This window comes from Hydrogenophaga crassostreae (assembly GCF_001761385.1).
GTDB lineage: Bacteria > Pseudomonadota > Gammaproteobacteria > Burkholderiales > Burkholderiaceae_C > Hydrogenophaga > Hydrogenophaga crassostreae.
This window is the reverse complement of sequence record NZ_CP017476.1, coordinates 2,671,934-2,689,522: the sequence shown is the minus strand read 5'-3', so window position 1 is coordinate 2,689,522 and position 17,589 is coordinate 2,671,934. Positions and strand designations below refer to the sequence as shown.

The following is a 17,589-nucleotide window of genomic DNA, read 5'->3' as shown; positions in this document are numbered from 1 at the left end:
TGCAGCAGTCACGCTTCGCTTTCAGGAACGCCGGCGCTGCGCAAAGCCTGCATCATCAAGGTTTGGTGGGCTTCAAATTTTTGCGGAAAGCTGCGCTCAAAGGTGCGCAGCGAATACCCAGGATGTTCGCGGCGGGTGCGCTGTGCAAAAGACCTTGCTTCCACCCCGCGCCCTGCCAGGGCAAGGCAGGCTCCTGCGATCGCCTGCATGTGGAAGTGGGCGTTTGGCTCAGAGGAGGCTTTCACGCTCCACGCTGCCGCTTCGTTGTATTTGCCTTCGATCGCCAGAGAAATGGCGCGGGTTCCTTCGACCGCAAAGAGCATTGGATCGAGAGGACTCAGGCGCTCGGCTGTGGCGAGTTCGGGGAGGGCTTTCTGGTGCAAACCGCTGTGCGCCTCCAGAAAGCCGAGGGCATAGTGCCCCTGTGAAAAACTGGGATTGATGGCCAGTGACCTGCCCAAGGACTGCAGCGCCTGATCGTGTTCGTGCGCCAGAAACTGCGCTCGACCGAGCGTCCAGTAGCCCATGGCGTCTCGGGAATCAAGATCGACACTGAGCTGTCCATGCTCCAGCGCCAAGGCCACTGCCGAGTCTGGCGCTGGCGTGGCATCCAGAAAGGCGCGGGAGTAGTGCGCAAACGAGAGCCCGGCGTGGGCTCGGGCAAAGCCTTTCTCAAGCGTCAAGGCGCGCAGGAAGAGTTGGTAGGCCTGTTCGGTGTGCTGAGCGGTGAAGTGATAGCAGTGCCACATGGCTCGGTGGTAGCACTCCCAGGCGCTCATGTCTTCAGGCGCCTTCAATCCGGCGCGCTCGGCTTCGGCACGCACGATTTCGGGTTCAATGGCCGAGGCGATGGCGGCCGAGACATCGTCCTGCACGGCAAAGAGATCTCCCAGCGAGCGATCAAAGTGCTCGCTCCAGACCACCGTGTTGAACTGTGCATCGGTCAACGTCACGGTGACGCGCACGCGCCGGTCCAGGCGTTGCGTGGTGCCGTGCACGAGGTAGCGCACACCCAGCAGCCGCGCCACCAAAGAAAGGTCGGGCGGGTGGACAGTGAAGCGCTCCGCCGATGCCCGTGCGATCACGAAGAGCCCGCTGAAACGGCCCAGCGTTAGTGTCAGATCGGCAGCCAGTCCTTGAGACAACACGGGGCCGTCCTGGTGGCCACCCAAGTCGGTAAATCCCAGCACGGCCACGGATGGCTTGTCGGGCAACACAAGCTCGGGCGTGGGCCCCAGTCCGCGCCAGCTCGCCACCAGCCCATGGTCTGAAAGCCCTTCAGCCCGGTACCGGTCGCGCATGCCATCAAGTGCAAGGCGAGCACGATCTTTCCCGTCGACCTCCATGCTCCGCGCCAGGTACCGGGCGTTGGCGTCGCTGTCAAACGGGTCGAGCGCGGCGCGTTTGCGCGCTGTCGCCAAGGCCGCTTCTGGGGTGTTCGCGCGAGCACTCTGCTCATCGAGCGCTTGCCGATGCAGTTGGCGCAGCGATTCACGCTCGCCGCCAAGCCAGAGTTCGTACCGGTATCCCACCGCCAGCTCAAGATCGGCCGAGAATCCCGCAGCAAGGGCCTCTTCGATGGCCTTCAAACGCGAATCGGGGATGGGGATGCCCCCGGGGCCCAGCAGTGCTTTGCATTCCCTGATATCAACGCTGAGCAAAGACCGGTCGACGGCGATGAAATGAGCGTCGGTTTGCAGCGCCTGGCCGAGCCTCGAGGCCAGCAAAGGGCGCAGCTGTGTGAGGCTCCAGCGCAGCGCCGCGCGACGATCCGCCGCCGACTCCCAGAACATGTCGCACAAGGCTTCGCGCCGAATGGCGCGGTCTTCGAGCGCGAGGAAAGCGAGCAAGGCCCGAGTTTTGCGCGATTTGGGTAGCGCGCAAGGCGTTCCATCGTTTAACAGGGCGGTATCGCCCAGCAAGCGAAGCGCGAGCGGAGGGAGGTTGACCACAGTTCCTTTCCGAAAGGTATCGGCACAGATCCATGCCGAACCTCTTGCATTGGAGGTCTTTGCGCAGGGGCGCCAATTCCAACGGGCATTCAAACGCCAGTGCAAACACCCCCGCACCACTATAGGCCCATTGGTGCATTTGCCAAGCGCAACACCAAGGTACGCAGACCTCAACCTCTTAAAGGAGCAACGTCATGTCCCCATGGAACCTCGCCGGCACCTACTTCGAAGCCTGCAATTGCGAAGCGGCCTGCCCATGCATCTTCACCAGCCCCCCCACGGAGGGCGAATGCAAAGCCATGGTGGCCTGGCACATCGATAAAGGCATCTACGGCGACACCCCATTGGACGGTTTGAATGTGGCGCTTGCCGTGCATGCGCCAGGCACCATGGTGGCCACCAAGTGGAAGGTGGCGGCCTATTTCGATGACAAGGCCAGCGCTGCACAAAACGATGCACTGCATGCCATCTTTGGTGGCAAGGCGGGTGGACACCCGGCGGTGCTTGCGTCTTTCATCGGCGAAATGGTAGGCGCCAAAAGCGTGCCCATGGAGTACATCGCAGACGGCCGCAAGAGCAGCCTCTCGATTCCTGGCGTTGCCGAAGCGCAGATCGAACAACTCAACGGACAAGGCGCTGGCCCGATCACCATTGCGGGCCACCCTTTGTGCATAGCGCCCGGAAAACCCGCTACGGTGGCGCGCTCAAGCCGATTCGCGCTGGATGACTTCGGCTGGGGATGGAACTTTTCAGGCAAAGCCGGTTTGATGTCCGACTTTGCCTACGCATCGGAGTAGCGTTGCCATGAACACCATGCCCCATTGGAAATCGGCCGCCACCGCGCGCCATGCACCGGTTTGGATCGGTATGGCGGCGGTCGGCGCCGCAAGCTGGCTGTATCTGGTTCAGATGGATGCCGGTATGGCGGTGGTGGGTGGCCAGGCCATTGAACCGGGGGAGATGGCGATGCAGGGGCGTGGCTTTGGGGTGCTTCTCGCAACTTTCGCGATGTGGGCCGTCATGATGGTCGCCATGATGCTGCCCACGGTCGTGCCGTCAACCGTTCTTTTCTCGCATCTGGCGGGCAAACGCAATGCGCGCAACAGCAACCGGGCCACCGCTGTGTACGTCGTTGGTTACTCGGCTGCCTGGATTGTGTTTGCTGCGCCCGCAGCGGCGTTTCAATGGGCGTTGACCAGTTCCTCGTTGCTGGACCCCTTGGCCCAAAGCACGAGCATGGCAATGAGCGCGGCCATCTTGCTCGCAGCCGGGCTCTACCAATTCAGTCCGCTAAAAACGGCCTGCCTGTCCAAGTGCCGCTCACCGCTCCATTTTTTCATGGCCAAATGGCGCGACGGGGTGGGAGGCGCTCTCGCGCTTGGCTTTCAGCACGGCGGCTACTGCGTGGGTTGCTGCTGGGCGCTCATGGCGGTGATGTTTGTCGTTGGTGCCATGAACCTGGTGTGGATGGGGGCGCTGACCGCGCTTGTACTGAGCGAAAAAGTCATTCCACCGGCCTGGCAGGTCGATCGAATCACGGGTGCCGCACTGGTGTTCTCGGGAGTGTGGCTGGGCGTGGGTGCTTTGGCGGGTATCTGACCTGCGCCTGGCCTTGCCTCCTGTTCGGCTGGTCTGGCGTAGAGCTTGTTCGGACGGCGCCTGGCGCTCCCTCGGGCTGATGAGGTGAACCGTTGTACCGGCAAGGCATAGCGAAACGCCTTTAAGGCACCAAGCCCGCTTGTGCAACTCAGTTCGCCAGCGTGTGCAGGGGAATGTCTCTGACCACGGCCAGCTTCTCCAGTTGCTGCCGGGTCTTGTTGGCCAGAAATGCAGCGATGGCCGCGTGTGTTTCCGCTTTGAACAAACAGCCCAACCCCTTGACTTCCACCCCTGCCGCTTGGCAGAGTGCCGACGCGAAATGCGGCTCCAATGCCGCCACTGCCACACGCCCGTTTTTACAGGGGTAAATGCGGTAACCGGCATGCGCACCACCCACCGCGCCTTTGGGCATCGTGAGCCCCCAGGTGCGGGGCAGGGCGAGCCAGTGGGCTGCGTCAGACAGGGCGATTTCCTGGAAACTGCTCTTGCCCGAAATGTTTTGCTGCAGGACCGCCTTCAGGGCCGCCTCACTGGCCATGAGCGAACCGCCCATGTCGGCAAACAGGGTAGTCGGCAATTCGAGCCCGGTCACCAGCCCGGCTTCGGCCAGATAGGTGAGATCGTGGCCGGGCTCTTCGGCGCGCTCGCCGGGTGCTCCCACGATGGCCACCACCGACAGCGCAGGGTACTGCTTGTGCAGAGACTTCCAGCCCAGGCCCAGTTTGTTGAGCGCCGAAGGGCGGAACGATGTGAGCAACACATCGGTGCGCGCCAGTTCTTTGTGCAGTGCGGTTTGGCCCTTCTCGGTTTTGAGATCCAGGCGAAGCACTTTGATGCCGCTGTGCATGGTGTCGTAAGCCGCCCGGTTGTAGGCCCCCATGGGGTCACCGCAGCCACCGTCTTTCCCCAGGGGTTCAGCCTTGAGGCAGGTGGCACCCATGGCATTGAGGCGCATGAGAGCGGCTGGCCCGGGCAGGTTGAGCGCGAGGCTCAAGACGCGCACACCGCGCAGGGGCTTGAGCGATGGGACAGCGAGGCGGTGCGTCGAAGGCGTCATGGGATGGCAGTGTCGTTTGTGATGGGGGTTTCGATCAATTTAACCGCAAGCTTCAGAACACCCATGAAAACGGGCGACAGCGTCGCCCTGAATTCAGGCAACAAAGTCCGTCTGATGGATCTTGCTTCGTGAAGAGTTTGGCCCGAGACTCACTTGAAGAAAGGCAGCAGTCATGGGCATGTGGATGTTGAACGGCCTATACCGACCCGTAGCGGTACCAGAAATAGGGTGAAAGCAGGCGTTCAGCGGTCGAGGTTGTTGAGTTCGTGCGATGGGTCGGCATCACCAATACTCAGGATGGTCGAACGCCTGAACGCACGCAGGACGGCTCTTCAAGGCCGGGAGAGCCTCTCCCGACAGGGACTGGCCAAGCCAACCTTTCGGCATTGAAAGGGGCAGCGGAGCCCGGATGACATCTTCCGATAAGGCCTTGAACCCGACCATGGAGTAGAAGGCAGGATCACCATAGGTGACAACTAGCGCAGCGGAGCGATTTTTCAGCTCTTGCAGGCCAAACCCGATCATTGCTTGCCCGAACCCCTTTCCCTGGTGCGCAGTGCTGACTGCAACTGGCGCGAGCATGTAGGCTTCGACATGCTCATCGAATTTCAGTCGGGTAAAGAAGATTGCCCCGATGATTGACCCGTCTTCAAAAGCACCAACACAGATGATCTCCTGGTTGTCTGCGCGCGCGGCCAGCGCGGAAGCAAGGCTGCCGATCAGCCTCCCTTCCTGGACTCCTTCAGACGAAGAGAACACCGAAGTGAACAGATGTGCCACTTCTTCCTTGCTGTCTCTGTCTAGAGTCCTAAGGTCCATGGCTCCTCCTGAAATGAGCTCAAGTTGACAGCATTGCAGGATAGCTGATAGGTGCCATGACAGCCTTAAAGCGTGGAATCAGGCTTCCGCTCCTGGCCGCAATCCGGTGGTCACCGTGTCTGGATGCCGGCCAAAACTGTTCGATAGTTTTCCTGCCCAGATGGATTGCTTGTCGGTGGCGTTCATGTTGACCTCGAAAAGCGTCTTCCACTGTTGATTTCAAAGTAGAAACACCCGCCTGACTTTCAGGACGCCAAGTGGCCTAACGACCCCATGGTTATGGGAGGCGCGGGCCAGTCGGAGCTTGCTGTTCGCAGGCATACCGGTCAATGCCCCCTGATGATGAGAACTTGGCCGGATGTTCTGTGTCCTGAACCCCCGTGGCAGCGGTGGCCCCGGCTTTGCCAGGCCGGGAATGGCGCACCTTTGAGGCGATGCGGCCACAAGCGATGCAAGAGGGACGCCTATTCCGCGAAGTCGAGCGGCAAACCCACATAGTTTTCCGCCAGCGAGCGCGAAGCCGCTTGGGAATTCACCAAATACTCCAGCTCGGCTTCCTGCACCTTTTGGTCAAAGCCACCCGTGCCGGGGAAGCGGTGCAGCAGCGTGGTGAGCCACCAACTGAAACGCTCGGCGCGCCACACCCGGGCGAGGGCGCGCTGCGAATAGTTGTCGATGCCTGCATCGCTCTTTTCGATGCAGTGCTCGATCAATGCGCTGGAGAGGTATTTCACATCGCTGGCCGCGAGGTTGAGGCCCTTGGCGCCGGTGGGTGGCACGATGTGGGCCGCATCGCCAGCAAGGAAGAGCCGGCCAAAACGCATCGGCTCGGCGACGAAGCTGCGCAGGGGTGCAATGCTTTTTTCGATGCTCGGGCCGGTGATGATGCGCGAGGCCAGATCGGGGTCGAGGCGCAAACGCAACTCGTTCCAGAAGCGCTCATCGCTCCAGTCTTCCACCTTGTCGTCGATCGGGCACTGCACGTAATAGCGGCTGCGCGTCATGCTGCGCATGGAGCAGAGTGCAAAGCCTCGTTCGCTGTTGGCGTAAACGATGGCGTGGGGTGACACCGGCGGCACATCGGCCAGCACGCCCAGCCAGCCAAACGGGTATACCTTTTCATATTCGGTGATCGAGCCCTCGGGCACGCTGGCCCGGCACACGCCGTGAAAACCATCGCAACCGGCAATGAAGTCACATTGCAGCGCCTTCGCCTGGCCTTCTACCTCAAAGCGTACCGAAGGCCTGGTGCCATCAAAGTCGTGGATGCTGACGCCGGATGCGCTGTAGATGGTCGTTAATCCCGCTTTTTCGCGCGCAGCCATCAGATCGCGGGTCATCTCGGTTTGGCCGTAGGCGGTCACCACCTTGCCATCGGTCAAGCCGCTCACATCAATGGATCGGCGGATGTTTTTGTAGACGAGCTCAATGCTGTGGTGCACCGTGCCTTCAGCGTCCACGCCTTCACTCACGCCGGCTTCGCGCAGCAGGTCCACCGTGATTTGCTCCAGAATGCCCGCCCTGATACGCCCCAGTACGTAGTCGCCGGTTTGGCGCTCGACGATGACGTTGTCAATCCCGGCCTTGTGCAGCAGTTGTCCGAGCAGCAAGCCGGAGGGGCCGGCGCCGATGATGGCTACTTGTGTTTTCATGGGTGGTTCACTCACACGCCGCCTTTGGCGTCTCCCCAATAAGGGGTGGAACTGGCCGCCCGGCAAAGCCGGCTCGGCGGTTCCCTTGAACAGGCACGGCGCGCGGAGGGTGTCTCTGGTTGGTTGTGATGCATTGAGCGTAGGGGTGAAGAGACAGAACAGCAACGGACGCCGTTGCCGATTGCGCGATCATCGGTCTTGTTGTGCGATCATCGCGCAAGTATCGATTATCGGAGACCTTCCTTGAGCCACCCACCCATTGCGAAAGCCGATCTCATTGAAGGCATGCTCAAAGGCATGGCCGTGCTGGAGAGTTTTGACACCGAGCGCCAACGTCTCAACACCACGCAGGCTGCGGAGCGGGCAGGGCTCACGCGTGCCGCAGCGCGCCGCCACCTGCTCACGCTGGCCCATCTGGGCTATCTCGATACCGATGGCAGCCATTACTGGCTCGCGGCCAAGGTGCTTCGGTTCTCGGGAAGTTACCTGGCTTCGGCCCGTTTGCCACGCTTGCTGCAACCCACCCTCAACCGCCTGGCCGCACAGACCCGGGAATCGTTTTCAGCCGTGGTGCTCGATGGGGACGAGGTGGTGATCGTGGCACGCAGTGTTTCGGTGGGCGGGCAGCGGCTGATGGCTTATGGCTTGCACCTGGGTGCGCGCTTGCCGGTACACGCCACATCGACCGGTCGTGTTTTGCTGGCCGCGCTGCCCCGCATCGAATTCAATGCGTGGCTCAAGGGTCGGGAGTTGCCGCGCCTCACGCCCCATACCGTGGTGGAGCACAAGGCTTTTCGCGCCGCAATCACGAGAGTGCGTACCGAGGATCTGGCTTTGGCCAGTGAAGAGCACGAGCTGGGTGTGCATGCGCTGGCTGTTCCACTGCGCAACATGCGTGGTCAGACGGTTGCAGCTTTGAATGTGGTTGCCGCGCCTGACCGGTTGACGCTGGAGGTGATGCGGCATGACCTGTTGCCATTGCTGCTGGAGGCTGCGCGGGAATTGCGGTTGTTGCTGTAGTGCTGTGCGGGAATGGGCATCAATTGGCCTTGTTGCCTGTGGATTTCCCAGCCACTTCAAGCCGTTGGAGGGGCCCCCTCGATCGCCGCTGGCATGGAGTGAGGCTACCCTCGCGAGAGTCCGTGTCCAAGCACTGCCAAGTTCTCAAGGGTCACAGAGGCCACCCCGCACGCCACGCGCGAATGCTTAGGCATCTGGAAAGGGGGGCGTATGTGGTGCTCGCGCGTATGTTCAGTGGGGCCTGCCGCCTCGCGGTGACCTGGGCAACAAGTGAGCCCCAGCGCCACTGCTGACACCTTATGCCAAAAAGTCGGACTCGGCCCACTGCGAGGAGGGGCCCTGGTCTTCAGTCGACTCCGGAGCATCAAGGTTCAACACAAACACCACTTCGCCTCCGAAGCGGCCGACGCCCAGCGATTTCATGAGTTTTTGCTCATTCTCGGGCCGCTCCATGCGCAGGAAGCAGATGGCCTGCGTGGTGCCTTCGTGGATGGCGGTAAGAATGTCCAGTCGTGCGATACGACCAAACTCTCCACATAGCCGATGCAATGCGGATTTCAGGCTGGCCACATCGCTGTGTTGCCGTAGTTCTGCCAGTGCGCTCATATTCAACCCCTTTTTCTTTCGACTCACATCCCGATGCTGAAAACCCGGCGTGTGAGAAAATGTTATTTACGCAATGGTAGTTGATCAGCTACAAATAGCAACATCTTTGTGGCAGGTTGCCAATTTCCTTCCCCCATAGGGGTGATACAACCACAAGTCCACGCCTATCGGGTATTTTGACCACTTTTACCCGGTGGAATTGTTACAAGCGCCGCGGCATACTTACATTACTTACTGACGAAAGCGGGCGCCACATGCATCACGGACAGCGGGCAGACATTTCCGGCGAAGCAACGCCTTCGGTCAAAGACCCGGTCGTGCCGCCCAGCATGGATTGGACGCAGCTGACGCAGTTGGCGGTCCATTTGGCACGGATGTCGGCGGCGTTGCTGGTGCAAGTCGGTCCCGGCGGCCCGGTGGTTCTGGGTGTGAGCGGTTTGCCTGCGGATCAGCAAGCGGGCGCCGCGGCACTGTGTGCAAGGGTGGCGGCGGACAAAGCGCTCCATGGGCGCTTGCTGGACACCGCCGATGGCCACGTATGGGCAGCCCAGCCGCTGGCGAACCTTCGGCACTGTCTGGTTCTGCCATTGCCTCCCAGCGGCCACCAAGGCACGACGTGGCTGGCGCTTCTTGACCCCATGCCGCGAAGTCCCAGTGAACTGGAGGGCTTTCTTCCGGGTGTACAAGCCCTGATCGACCATGCCGGGCACTTGCAAGACCTGGCCCTGCAGCAGCAGCGGTCTGCACACCTGACCCAGGGTAGGGAAGAAAGCCTTGGCAAAGCGCTGCATGAGAGTGAAAGCCGCTTGAATCTGACCGAACACACCGCGGGTGTGGGCACCTGGTCAGTCAATACCACCTCCGGGCAAGTGCAGCATTCCGACGAGTACGGCAGCATACTTGGCTTGCAAGCTGGCGAATCCGTTCACGATCTGGCGGGGATGGTTCGGCGTTACAAACCTGAACTGCGCAAGGTTATCCACGAGCGGCTGGAGCAATGCGCCCAAACCGGCGAAGCGTTTGACGAAGAACTTCAGGTGCTGGTGCCAGGCACGGGTACCAAATGGGTTCGCACCGTGGGCAATGCCGTTCGCAATGGCGAAGGCCAGATTTTGCGCATTCAGGGGGCGGTGCAGGACATCACTGTTCAAAAGCAGGCACAACAGGAAACCATGCGCCTTGCCATGCGCCTGACGACAACGCTGGCCAGCATCAAAGAAGCTTTTGTCACGCTCGATCGGCAGTGCTGCTTCACTTACCTGAATCAGGAAAGCGAACGGCTTCTTCAAAAGACCACGGCCGAGCTTTTGGGGCAGGAGATCTGGCAAGATTTCAACACCGTCTTGGCACAACGGTTGCGCGTGCAGCTTGGTCACGCACTGAAAACCAACCGGCAGGTTGAACTGGAGGATTTTTTTCCCCTGATCGGCAAATGGCTGGAGGTTCGCGCCTACCCATTCACCGAGGGCCTGGCGGTCTATTTCCGCGATGTGACAGAGCGCCGGCGCTCACAAGAACACCAGATGTTGCTGGAAACCAGCGTTGCCCGGTTGAACGATATTGTGGCCATCGCTGAAGCGGGTTCGGGCCCGGATGACGAACCGCGCATGGTGTTCGTCAACGATGCTTTTGAAAAGAAGACGGGGTACAACCGTGAGGAGGTGCTTGGCAAGAGTCCTCGCATGCTGCTCGAGCTGGACCCGGCCAAACTCAAATTGCTTGAAATGGCCAAGGGCTTGCAACAAACCCGGCAAGCGCGCACAGAACTCAAGGTTTTCCGTAAAACGGGTACACCATTCTGGGTCGAACTGGAGGTGGTTTCGGTGCAGGCGAGTGCCGACGAGGTAACGCACTGGGTCGCAGTGGGGCGTGACATCACCCACCGCAAGGGTGCAGAAGAAATGATCCGTCACTTGGCGTTTTACGACCCGTTAACGGATCTCCCCAACCGCCAATTGCTGCTGGACAGGCTGCAAAAGGCGCTTTCGCAAAGCGCCCGTACGGGGCAGCATGGCGCATTGATGTTCATCGATCTGGATAACTTCAAGATTCTCAACGACACGCTGGGTCACCATGTCGGCGACCAGTTGCTGCAGCAGGTCGCCCAGCGCCTGAAGAAGAGTGTGCGCAAGACCGACACCGTGGCGCGCCTGGGCGGTGACGAGTTTGTGGTCATGGTGGATGACCTCAGCACCGACCCCGATGCAGCGGCCTCCAAGTCGCGCGCGCTGTCCGAAAAAGTGCTGACCATGTTGCGCGAGCCGTTCCGGATTGCGGGGCATCAGCACTTTGCCACGCCCAGCATTGGCGTCACCACATTCAGCGGCAATCAAAGCGATGTAAGCGAGCTGCTGAAGCAAGCGGACCTGGCCATGTACCAAGCCAAAGCGCTTGGCCGCAACACACTTTGCTATTTTGCCCCCGACATGCTCGCCACCGTCACCGCAAATGCCGCTGTAGGGATTGCGCTGCGCGAGGGCTTGCGTGAGAAGCAGTTTGTGGTGCACTACCAGCCCCAGGTCAATCTCCAGGGCTTGGTCACGGGGGTAGAGGCGCTGGTGCGCTGGAACCATCCGGAAAAGGGGCTGGTCATGCCTGCAGCCTTCATACCTGTGGCTGAAGACACCGGCCTCATCCTGCCGTTGGGCATGTGGGTATTGGAGACAGCTTGTGAGCAGCTCGTCGCCTGGGCCGACTCGGCCGAAACCGCGAATCTGAGCATCGCGGTCAACGTCAGTGCCTACCAGTTCCGCCACCCGAACTTTGTGGACATGGTCATGTCTGCAATCAAACGCACCGGCATTCGCCCACAAGGGCTCAAACTCGAGCTGACCGAAAGCCTTTTGGCCGACCGCATGGAAATCACCATCCAGAAGATGGGCATGCTCAAAGACCTCGGCGTTACCTTGGCATTGGACGACTTTGGCGTGGGGTATTCGTCGCTGTCTTGCCTGAAGCGCCTGCCGCTGGATCAACTGAAGATTGACAAGGATTTTGTGGCTGATGTGCTAACCGACCCCAATGATGCGGCGATTTCACGCGCCATCATTGCGCTGGCCCAGAGCTTGAACTTGCAGGTGGTGGCCGAGGGTGTAGAAACGCAAGAGCAGCGGGACTTTCTTGCCAATCAAGGGTGCGACCAGTTTCAGGGGTACCTTTTTGCGCCAGCGCTGCCCCTCGAAGCACTCGAATTGCTGTTGCGCAAGCCGTTGGCCGATACGACGGTGACCGGCTGATCCGGTCGCCCGGCCCGATCATATGGGCTCCAGGCATCAGAACGTGCACCTGTTCCGGACTGACCCTGGTAACGGTGTTGAGGCTGGACTATGCGTCCTCGGCGCAGGCAACTCCGGGCGGGTGCGTCCGGCCTGGTTTGTGCTGGACCCTCTAAAAGCGGCAGGTTGCCAGTCAGGGCCGGCACGACGCCAATGGGCCATGCCGCTTTACCCAAGTCCGGCCAGTGTTACCCGAGCGCAAAAAAGGGCGCCTACTTCCGATTTGGTAGCGTGTAGGCTTTGCTTGGCGGGCCTACCAAGAAAGCTGCTTTTACGGAGCGGTCTGGTCAATCGCGACTTGTCGGGTCAGTGGCGAGGCAAGGAAGGAAGGCCATGTGCTGCCAGATGGATATCCCGTTTGCACGCTATGGTGTGTAGTGGGGAGGCATTCGCCCCAGGAATGCCTTGTGTCTGGCCTCTTGCCGCTTTCAAAGTTGCTCGCCCATTGGGTGACGGAAACTTCGGTTCGGAGTTGAGGGGTGCTTCACCGCGAATAAGGAAACAAGGCCGTTGTAAATCAATACAATTTGATACCCTCATTAACATGCTGTATTAAAGCGCCCAATCTCGGGTGCCAGCTTACGCATTGATACCCCGCTGAGTCGTTGGTTTCAGCCGCTTATCCCTTACGCTTCCCCCACTTGATGGATACGTGAGGGAAAATACTCCCTATCGCACGCTCAAGTCGAATTGTCTTGAGGATTGAGCGAAGGGCATGGCGCCCGTCGGACCTCAATTGGCATCCTCTCGATCAATTTTATGACCAACCCTTCGACTTCGGTGACCGCTTCGCGGGCTCTCTGCTGGCTGCCTGGCTGCTTGCATTGTGGTTTTGGCACCGAGCTCGCCCAAGCCTTCTCCCTGGCTGCTGCAACGCGATGAGGCAGGGGCCCAACAGCCTTCACTTTATACCGATGCCGGCGGCAAGGCCGAGAAACGCCCTTTTGGAAGCAAATATGAGAATTCATCACTACGGCTGGGTGCCAGCTGGCCTTGTTGGCACTTTGGCCCTGTTGCTGGTGGCCTGCGGCGGAGCCGAGTCCTCCGAAACCCTTGCCGGTGGGGCACAGACACTCTCGGCGCCGGTCACTCAGGACCGCAGCGAGGCCGCAGCGCGACCCGTGGCCAACTCCAGCGCCAAGCCGGATGCCGAATTGACTGCCCGAGCCCTCGCTCAGGCAGAAGTTCAAGCGGAGCAAGCAGACCCTTCGCAGCCGCTGGAGAATCTGCAGCCTGACAGCGTCGCGTCCAAGAGTGCCTATGTGTCTGGCGCCGTCGTTCGCAAAGCCGCGGCGGTGGGCATTCCAGCCTACCGCTTCTACAACGCCAGTACCGGCGCACATTTTTACACCATCAGCCCGAGCGAGCGGGATACCCTGGGGTCGACCGTTGCCTCCCCGTTCAGCCTGGAAGGCCCGGCGTTCTGGGTGGCGAGCGCGTCATCGCCCGGCCTCTCGCCGGTGCATCGCTTTTTCAACGCGCAAACCGGGGTTCATTTCTACACCATCAGCGAGGCCGAGCGCGCGAAAACAGTGGCAACCTTGCCTCAGTTTACGTATGAGGGCGTGGCCTACTACGCCAGCCAGGTCGCCGGAGCCGGACTGGTGCCGTTTTACCGCTTCTTCGTCCCGGGCAAAGGGTTTCATTTCTACACCGCCAGCGAGAGTGAGAAGAACCGCATCCAGGCCAACCAGAGCGCCACTTACAGCTACGAGGGCATCGGGTACTACGTGCTGGAAGGCGGCGCCGAGGCTACCGCCGCAGGTTCAGATACGGGGTCCATGATGCCTGCGGTGAACACCGCCCGTATCCCATTGGGATCGACCGGTTCTGCGGTCGAACAGGCCCGAGCCACCAGCGAGACTCCGGCGCCCGGAGGGGGCGTTGGGGCTTTCCGCACGGAATGTGACTTCAGCCACATGTCTTTCGACGATCCCATCGTCTATCCAGGCCAGGCGGGTCGTTCGCACCTGCATGCTTTCTTCGGCAATACCGGCACCAACGCCAACTCCACGGCTTCTTCGATCGCCAACACTGGCAATTCGACTTGCCGTGGCGGGATTCTGAACCGCAGCGCCTATTGGGTGCCTGCGATGATCGATACCCGGGATGGCTCGCCGGTCAAACCGCAAACGGCCAACTTCTATTACAAAACCGGCTACGGTGGCGTGGTTCCGAGCTCGGTTCAATCCATGCCGGCGGGCCTGCGGATGATCGCTGGAGATGCGAAAAATGCGTCACCAGGTGGGCAGTACCAGAGCATGCCTTTCGGTTACAGCTGCCATACCAACAGCGGTACATCCATGGAAGGCCGCTCCATCCCGAACTGCCCTACAGGTGCGGAACTTTGGCAGACTGTCAACTTCCCCCAATGCTGGGACGGAGTCAACCTGGACTCACCCGATCACAAGAGCCACATGGCTTACCCGACAGGTCGTGGTTGCCCGGCTTCGCATCCGGTGCCTCTGCCAGAGATTACTTTCAATATTGTCTACATGATCACCCAGACAAACGCTGCTTCAAACTGGCGCCTGGCTTCGGACAACTACAGCAGCGCCCTGCCGGGCGGCTACTCGGGCCATGGTGACTGGTTCAACGGCTGGCGCCCGGAAGCCATGGGCGCATTCGTGAGAGGCTGCGATCAGGCCGCGCTCGACTGCCACTCTCATTTGCTTGGCGATGGCCGAGCCATCTTCTGAGCTTGCCTCTTTGTCATGGATGTCGAGTGGCACAAAGGCAGGCTTTGCTCTTGACGTCCCGTCCGCTGGTGGCCGCATTGCGTTTCTTCGTACTGTGATCTGCCACCTGGGTGAGACTGGGCCGAGGCGTTAAATCGAGAAACATCAAGTGGTTTTTCTTGCGCCCAAAGAACAGTGGATCCGATGATCAGTTCTTTAAGGGTCCTCACTTTGCCTTGTTCTTCATCCTGTTTGTACAGGATTCACTTCAGCGCTGGCTGGTTTGCTGTGGCTGAGTGGACCATATCAGCGGGGCGGCAGACCTTTTCTTTGTGAGGAGGATAAAGCTGCCCGAGGTGACACAACTGAAACCAAGGTAACAGTAAATGGTATTTGGTTGATGAATGGGTTGAAAGTAATTCGATTGAGCTAAGAGAAATGCAATTCAGAAGCATTTCGCAACATGCTTGCCCGCTTCCTGAATTAGGATCAAGCTTCGCAATTTTGTTGGCGTAGCGCTATGAGAACTTTAGGCGTGTATTCGCATGGAAGATACATTCAGACACTCTTGAATCCATGAAACTACCGTCTAAAAGCCCTGCAATTTCGGGCTAATTCAAAAAGGCTATTGCCTTACATTTTTGACTCTAGCAAAAAACACCACGCGCCGCAAGAAATCTTACCGCATGTCGCCTGACGGGCCTAGCCCATCGGAATCACATCAAGACAGAAGCAAGCCAACCGATATATTCGCATTGCTTGAAATTCCAAAATTCATGGAATGCGTTGGGTTGAATTTGTTGCCGGTAAGCATAAGCAATTGTGTGCTTTTAGCTTTATTAAATCATCTCACTCAGCCGAAAGCTGTAATTTAAGGTACTCTATGAATCGAGAAATGAATTCTTCTGAGTCAATGTTCACATTGGCGAAGACGCCCAACGCTCAGAAGCAAATGCATTCTGGGCACAAATCGGGTCCCTCCCTGCTACTTATAGCTTTGGTTAGCGGACTTGCATTGACTGCTTGTGGCGGTGGCAGCGAAGAGGTCGGTACCTCGGAGCAACTCACAGCACCAGCCTTTGACCTCGAGACGGCTGGATTTGAAGAAGTCGACACGTCGGAGCAAGTCGTCGCAACGACCTCTGACCTCGATCTGGAGAAGCGGGGATGGTGGGGCAGAACATCAGCACCAGAACGCCCATATACGGCAATCGCCACGTCGACACCGGCACCAGCACCAGCCCCGGATACACCCGGTACCCGCATCATCAATGGCGAGGTATTCAACAGTACAGCCTGTTCCTCTGAAAACAGCACTTGCAATTTTTCGGGTGTACTCAAGGTTGCCTACGGTGCAGGCGACCGATTTAACGTCAAGGCAGTAAGCGGTCCTGCAAGCTGCTCGAACGGCACCTTCGGCGACCCCATACCTGGTACGGTGAAAGCGTGTTTTCTTACTGCTTCGGCAACGCCTGCACCAGCACCTGCACCAGCACCAGCACCGGCACCTGCACCAGCACCAGCACCAGCACCGGCACCTGCACCTGCACCGGCACCGGCACCTGCACCGGCACCGGCACCGGCACCGGCACCGGCACCAGCACCAGCACCAGCACCAGCACCAGCACCAGCACCAGCACCAGCACCAGCACCAGCACCAGCACCAGCACCAGCACCAGCACCGGCACCTGCCACTGGGTCCATGATGCCCGCTGTGGACACTGCCCGTATCCCGGTGGGATCTACCGGTTCTGCGATCGAACAGGCCCGGGCCACCACCGAGCGTCCGGCGCCCGGGGGGGGCATTGGAGCCTTCCGAACCGAATGTGATTTCAGTCACATGAATTTTGATGACCCCATCGTGTATCCCGGCCAGACGGGGAAGTCTCATCTGCATGCCTTCTTCGGCAACACTGGCGCCAACGCCAACTCCACAGCGTCTTCGATTGCCAACACAGGCAACTCGACTTGCCGTGGTGGCACCCTGAACCGCAGCTCCTATTGGGTGCCCGCGATGATCGACACGCGCAACGGCGCGCCAGTGAAGCCGACCACCGCCAACATCTATTACAAGACCGGCTATGGCGGTGTGGCCCCGAGCGCTGTTCAGCCCATGCCACCAGGCTTGCGCATGATTGCGGGCGATGCGAAAAATGCGGCGCCAGGTGGGCAGTACGAGAGCATGCCTTTCGGCTATAGCTGTGACGATGGAAGTGGCAACAGCCGATCAATCCCGAATTGCTCTGCTGGGCATGAACTCTGGCAAACCGTCAACTTCCCGCAGTGTTGGGACGGCGTGAACCTCGATTCACCCGATCACAAGAGTCACATGGCGTACCCCACCGGCGGTGGTTGCCCGGCTTCGCACCCTGTCGCTCTGCCTGAGATCACCTACAACATCGTTTACCTGATTACCGCATCAGATTCGCCCACGAATTGGCGTCTCGCTTCGGACAACTACAGCAACTCCCTCCCGGGCGGGTATTCGGGCCACGGCGATTGGTTCAACGGCTGGAAGCAGGAAGCCATGGATGCATTCGTGAGAGGTTGTGATCAGGCGGCCCTCGACTGCCACTCCCACTTGCTTGGCGATGGTCGGGCTATCTACTGAGATCCAGCGGCGGCGGTCTAGGGAGGGCTGGCGATGAGCCGGCCAATCCCTTGGCTGCGGCGAGAAACGCCTTGACGAGCAGCTCATACGCTGCTCGTGGTGTTTTGGCAGGCAAGAGATGTGTACGCGTTGTGCCGGGCTGGCGGAACTGATAGTCTTGACATACCGATGTCCTTGGTAGAGTCAATCGCACATGCCCACTTCTGTTGTTCCTTCCCGCCGGTTGCTGCTGTTGCAGAGGGCTTTCGTCGTCGCTGCCATCGCTGCGGGTGGCCTTGTGATCCTGCGAAGTGATGTCGTAGAGCTGATTCGTCCCGCTT

General features: G+C 59.7%; 12 protein-coding genes. 6 read left to right on the top strand and 6 right to left on the bottom strand.

Annotation, left to right across the window (positions count from 1 at the left end; translation table 11 throughout):
* Positions 1 to 8: 8 nt before the first annotated feature.
* Positions 9 to 1,850 carry a hypothetical protein gene (locus tag LPB072_RS23900; protein WP_066090135.1) on the bottom strand — a complete coding sequence of 614 codons (1,842 nt, stop codon included), beginning with the start codon at positions 1,848 to 1,850 and terminating at the stop codon, positions 9 to 11.
* 296 nt (positions 1,851 to 2,146) lie between these two features.
* On the opposite strand from LPB072_RS23900, the gene LPB072_RS12330 reads away from it, so the two are divergent.
* Positions 2,147 to 2,749 (top strand): DUF1326 domain-containing protein, encoded by a 603-nt coding sequence (locus LPB072_RS12330; protein WP_066090133.1) that lies wholly within the window; start codon positions 2,147 to 2,149, stop codon positions 2,747 to 2,749.
* 7 nt (positions 2,750 to 2,756) lie between these two features.
* The gene (locus tag LPB072_RS12325; protein ID WP_066090130.1) at positions 2,757 to 3,551 is read left to right on the top strand and encodes a DUF2182 domain-containing protein; all 795 of its coding nucleotides are present in this window, start codon (positions 2,757 to 2,759) and stop codon (positions 3,549 to 3,551) included.
* 148 nt (positions 3,552 to 3,699) lie between these two features.
* On the opposite strand, the gene LPB072_RS12320 is transcribed toward LPB072_RS12325, so the two are convergent.
* The 3 genes from LPB072_RS12320 to pobA form a co-directional block, all read right to left on the bottom strand.
* Positions 3,700 to 4,608: a CoA transferase gene (locus LPB072_RS12320; protein WP_066090127.1), complete on the bottom strand. Its 909-nt coding sequence runs from the start codon at positions 4,606 to 4,608 to the stop codon at positions 3,700 to 3,702.
* 282 nt (positions 4,609 to 4,890) lie between these two features.
* The gene (locus LPB072_RS12315) at positions 4,891 to 5,427 is read right to left on the bottom strand and encodes a GNAT family N-acetyltransferase (protein WP_066090124.1); all 537 of its coding nucleotides are present in this window, start codon (positions 5,425 to 5,427) and stop codon (positions 4,891 to 4,893) included.
* 464 nt (positions 5,428 to 5,891) lie between these two features.
* The gene (gene pobA / locus LPB072_RS12310; protein ID WP_066090122.1) at positions 5,892 to 7,079 is read right to left on the bottom strand and encodes a 4-hydroxybenzoate 3-monooxygenase; all 1,188 of its coding nucleotides are present in this window, start codon (positions 7,077 to 7,079) and stop codon (positions 5,892 to 5,894) included.
* A gap of 285 nt (positions 7,080 to 7,364) precedes the next feature.
* Between pobA and LPB072_RS12305 the strand changes: the two genes are divergently transcribed.
* On the top strand, positions 7,365 to 8,099 hold the full coding sequence (locus LPB072_RS12305) for an IclR family transcriptional regulator domain-containing protein (protein ID WP_231943548.1): 735 nt from the start codon (positions 7,365 to 7,367) through the stop codon (positions 8,097 to 8,099).
* Between the two features lie 297 nt (positions 8,100 to 8,396).
* Here the strand turns inward: LPB072_RS12305 and LPB072_RS12300 are convergent, their stop codons facing one another.
* Positions 8,397 to 8,705, bottom strand: coding sequence for an RNA recognition motif domain-containing protein (locus LPB072_RS12300; RefSeq protein WP_066090115.1), 309 nt, complete (start codon positions 8,703 to 8,705; stop codon positions 8,397 to 8,399).
* A gap of 254 nt (positions 8,706 to 8,959) precedes the next feature.
* On the opposite strand from LPB072_RS12300, the gene LPB072_RS12295 reads away from it, so the two are divergent.
* A complete protein-coding gene (locus LPB072_RS12295; RefSeq protein WP_082876913.1) occupies positions 8,960 to 11,941 on the top strand; it encodes a sensor domain-containing protein in 2,982 nt (993 codons plus the stop codon).
* Between the two features lie 995 nt (positions 11,942 to 12,936).
* Positions 12,937 to 14,679 (top strand): DUF1996 domain-containing protein, encoded by a 1,743-nt coding sequence (locus LPB072_RS12290; RefSeq protein WP_066090112.1) that lies wholly within the window; start codon positions 12,937 to 12,939, stop codon positions 14,677 to 14,679.
* Between the two features lie 1,433 nt (positions 14,680 to 16,112).
* Here the strand turns inward: LPB072_RS12290 and LPB072_RS23700 are convergent.
* Entirely contained in the window at positions 16,113 to 16,346 is a 234-nt protein-coding gene (locus tag LPB072_RS23700; RefSeq protein WP_197508822.1) for a hypothetical protein, read from the bottom strand.
* Between the two features lie 152 nt (positions 16,347 to 16,498).
* On the opposite strand from LPB072_RS23700, the gene LPB072_RS23475 reads away from it, so the two are divergent.
* Positions 16,499 to 17,269: a DUF1996 domain-containing protein gene (locus tag LPB072_RS23475; protein ID WP_066090109.1), complete on the top strand. Its 771-nt coding sequence runs from the start codon at positions 16,499 to 16,501 to the stop codon at positions 17,267 to 17,269.
* Positions 17,270 to 17,589: the final 320 nt, after the last annotated feature.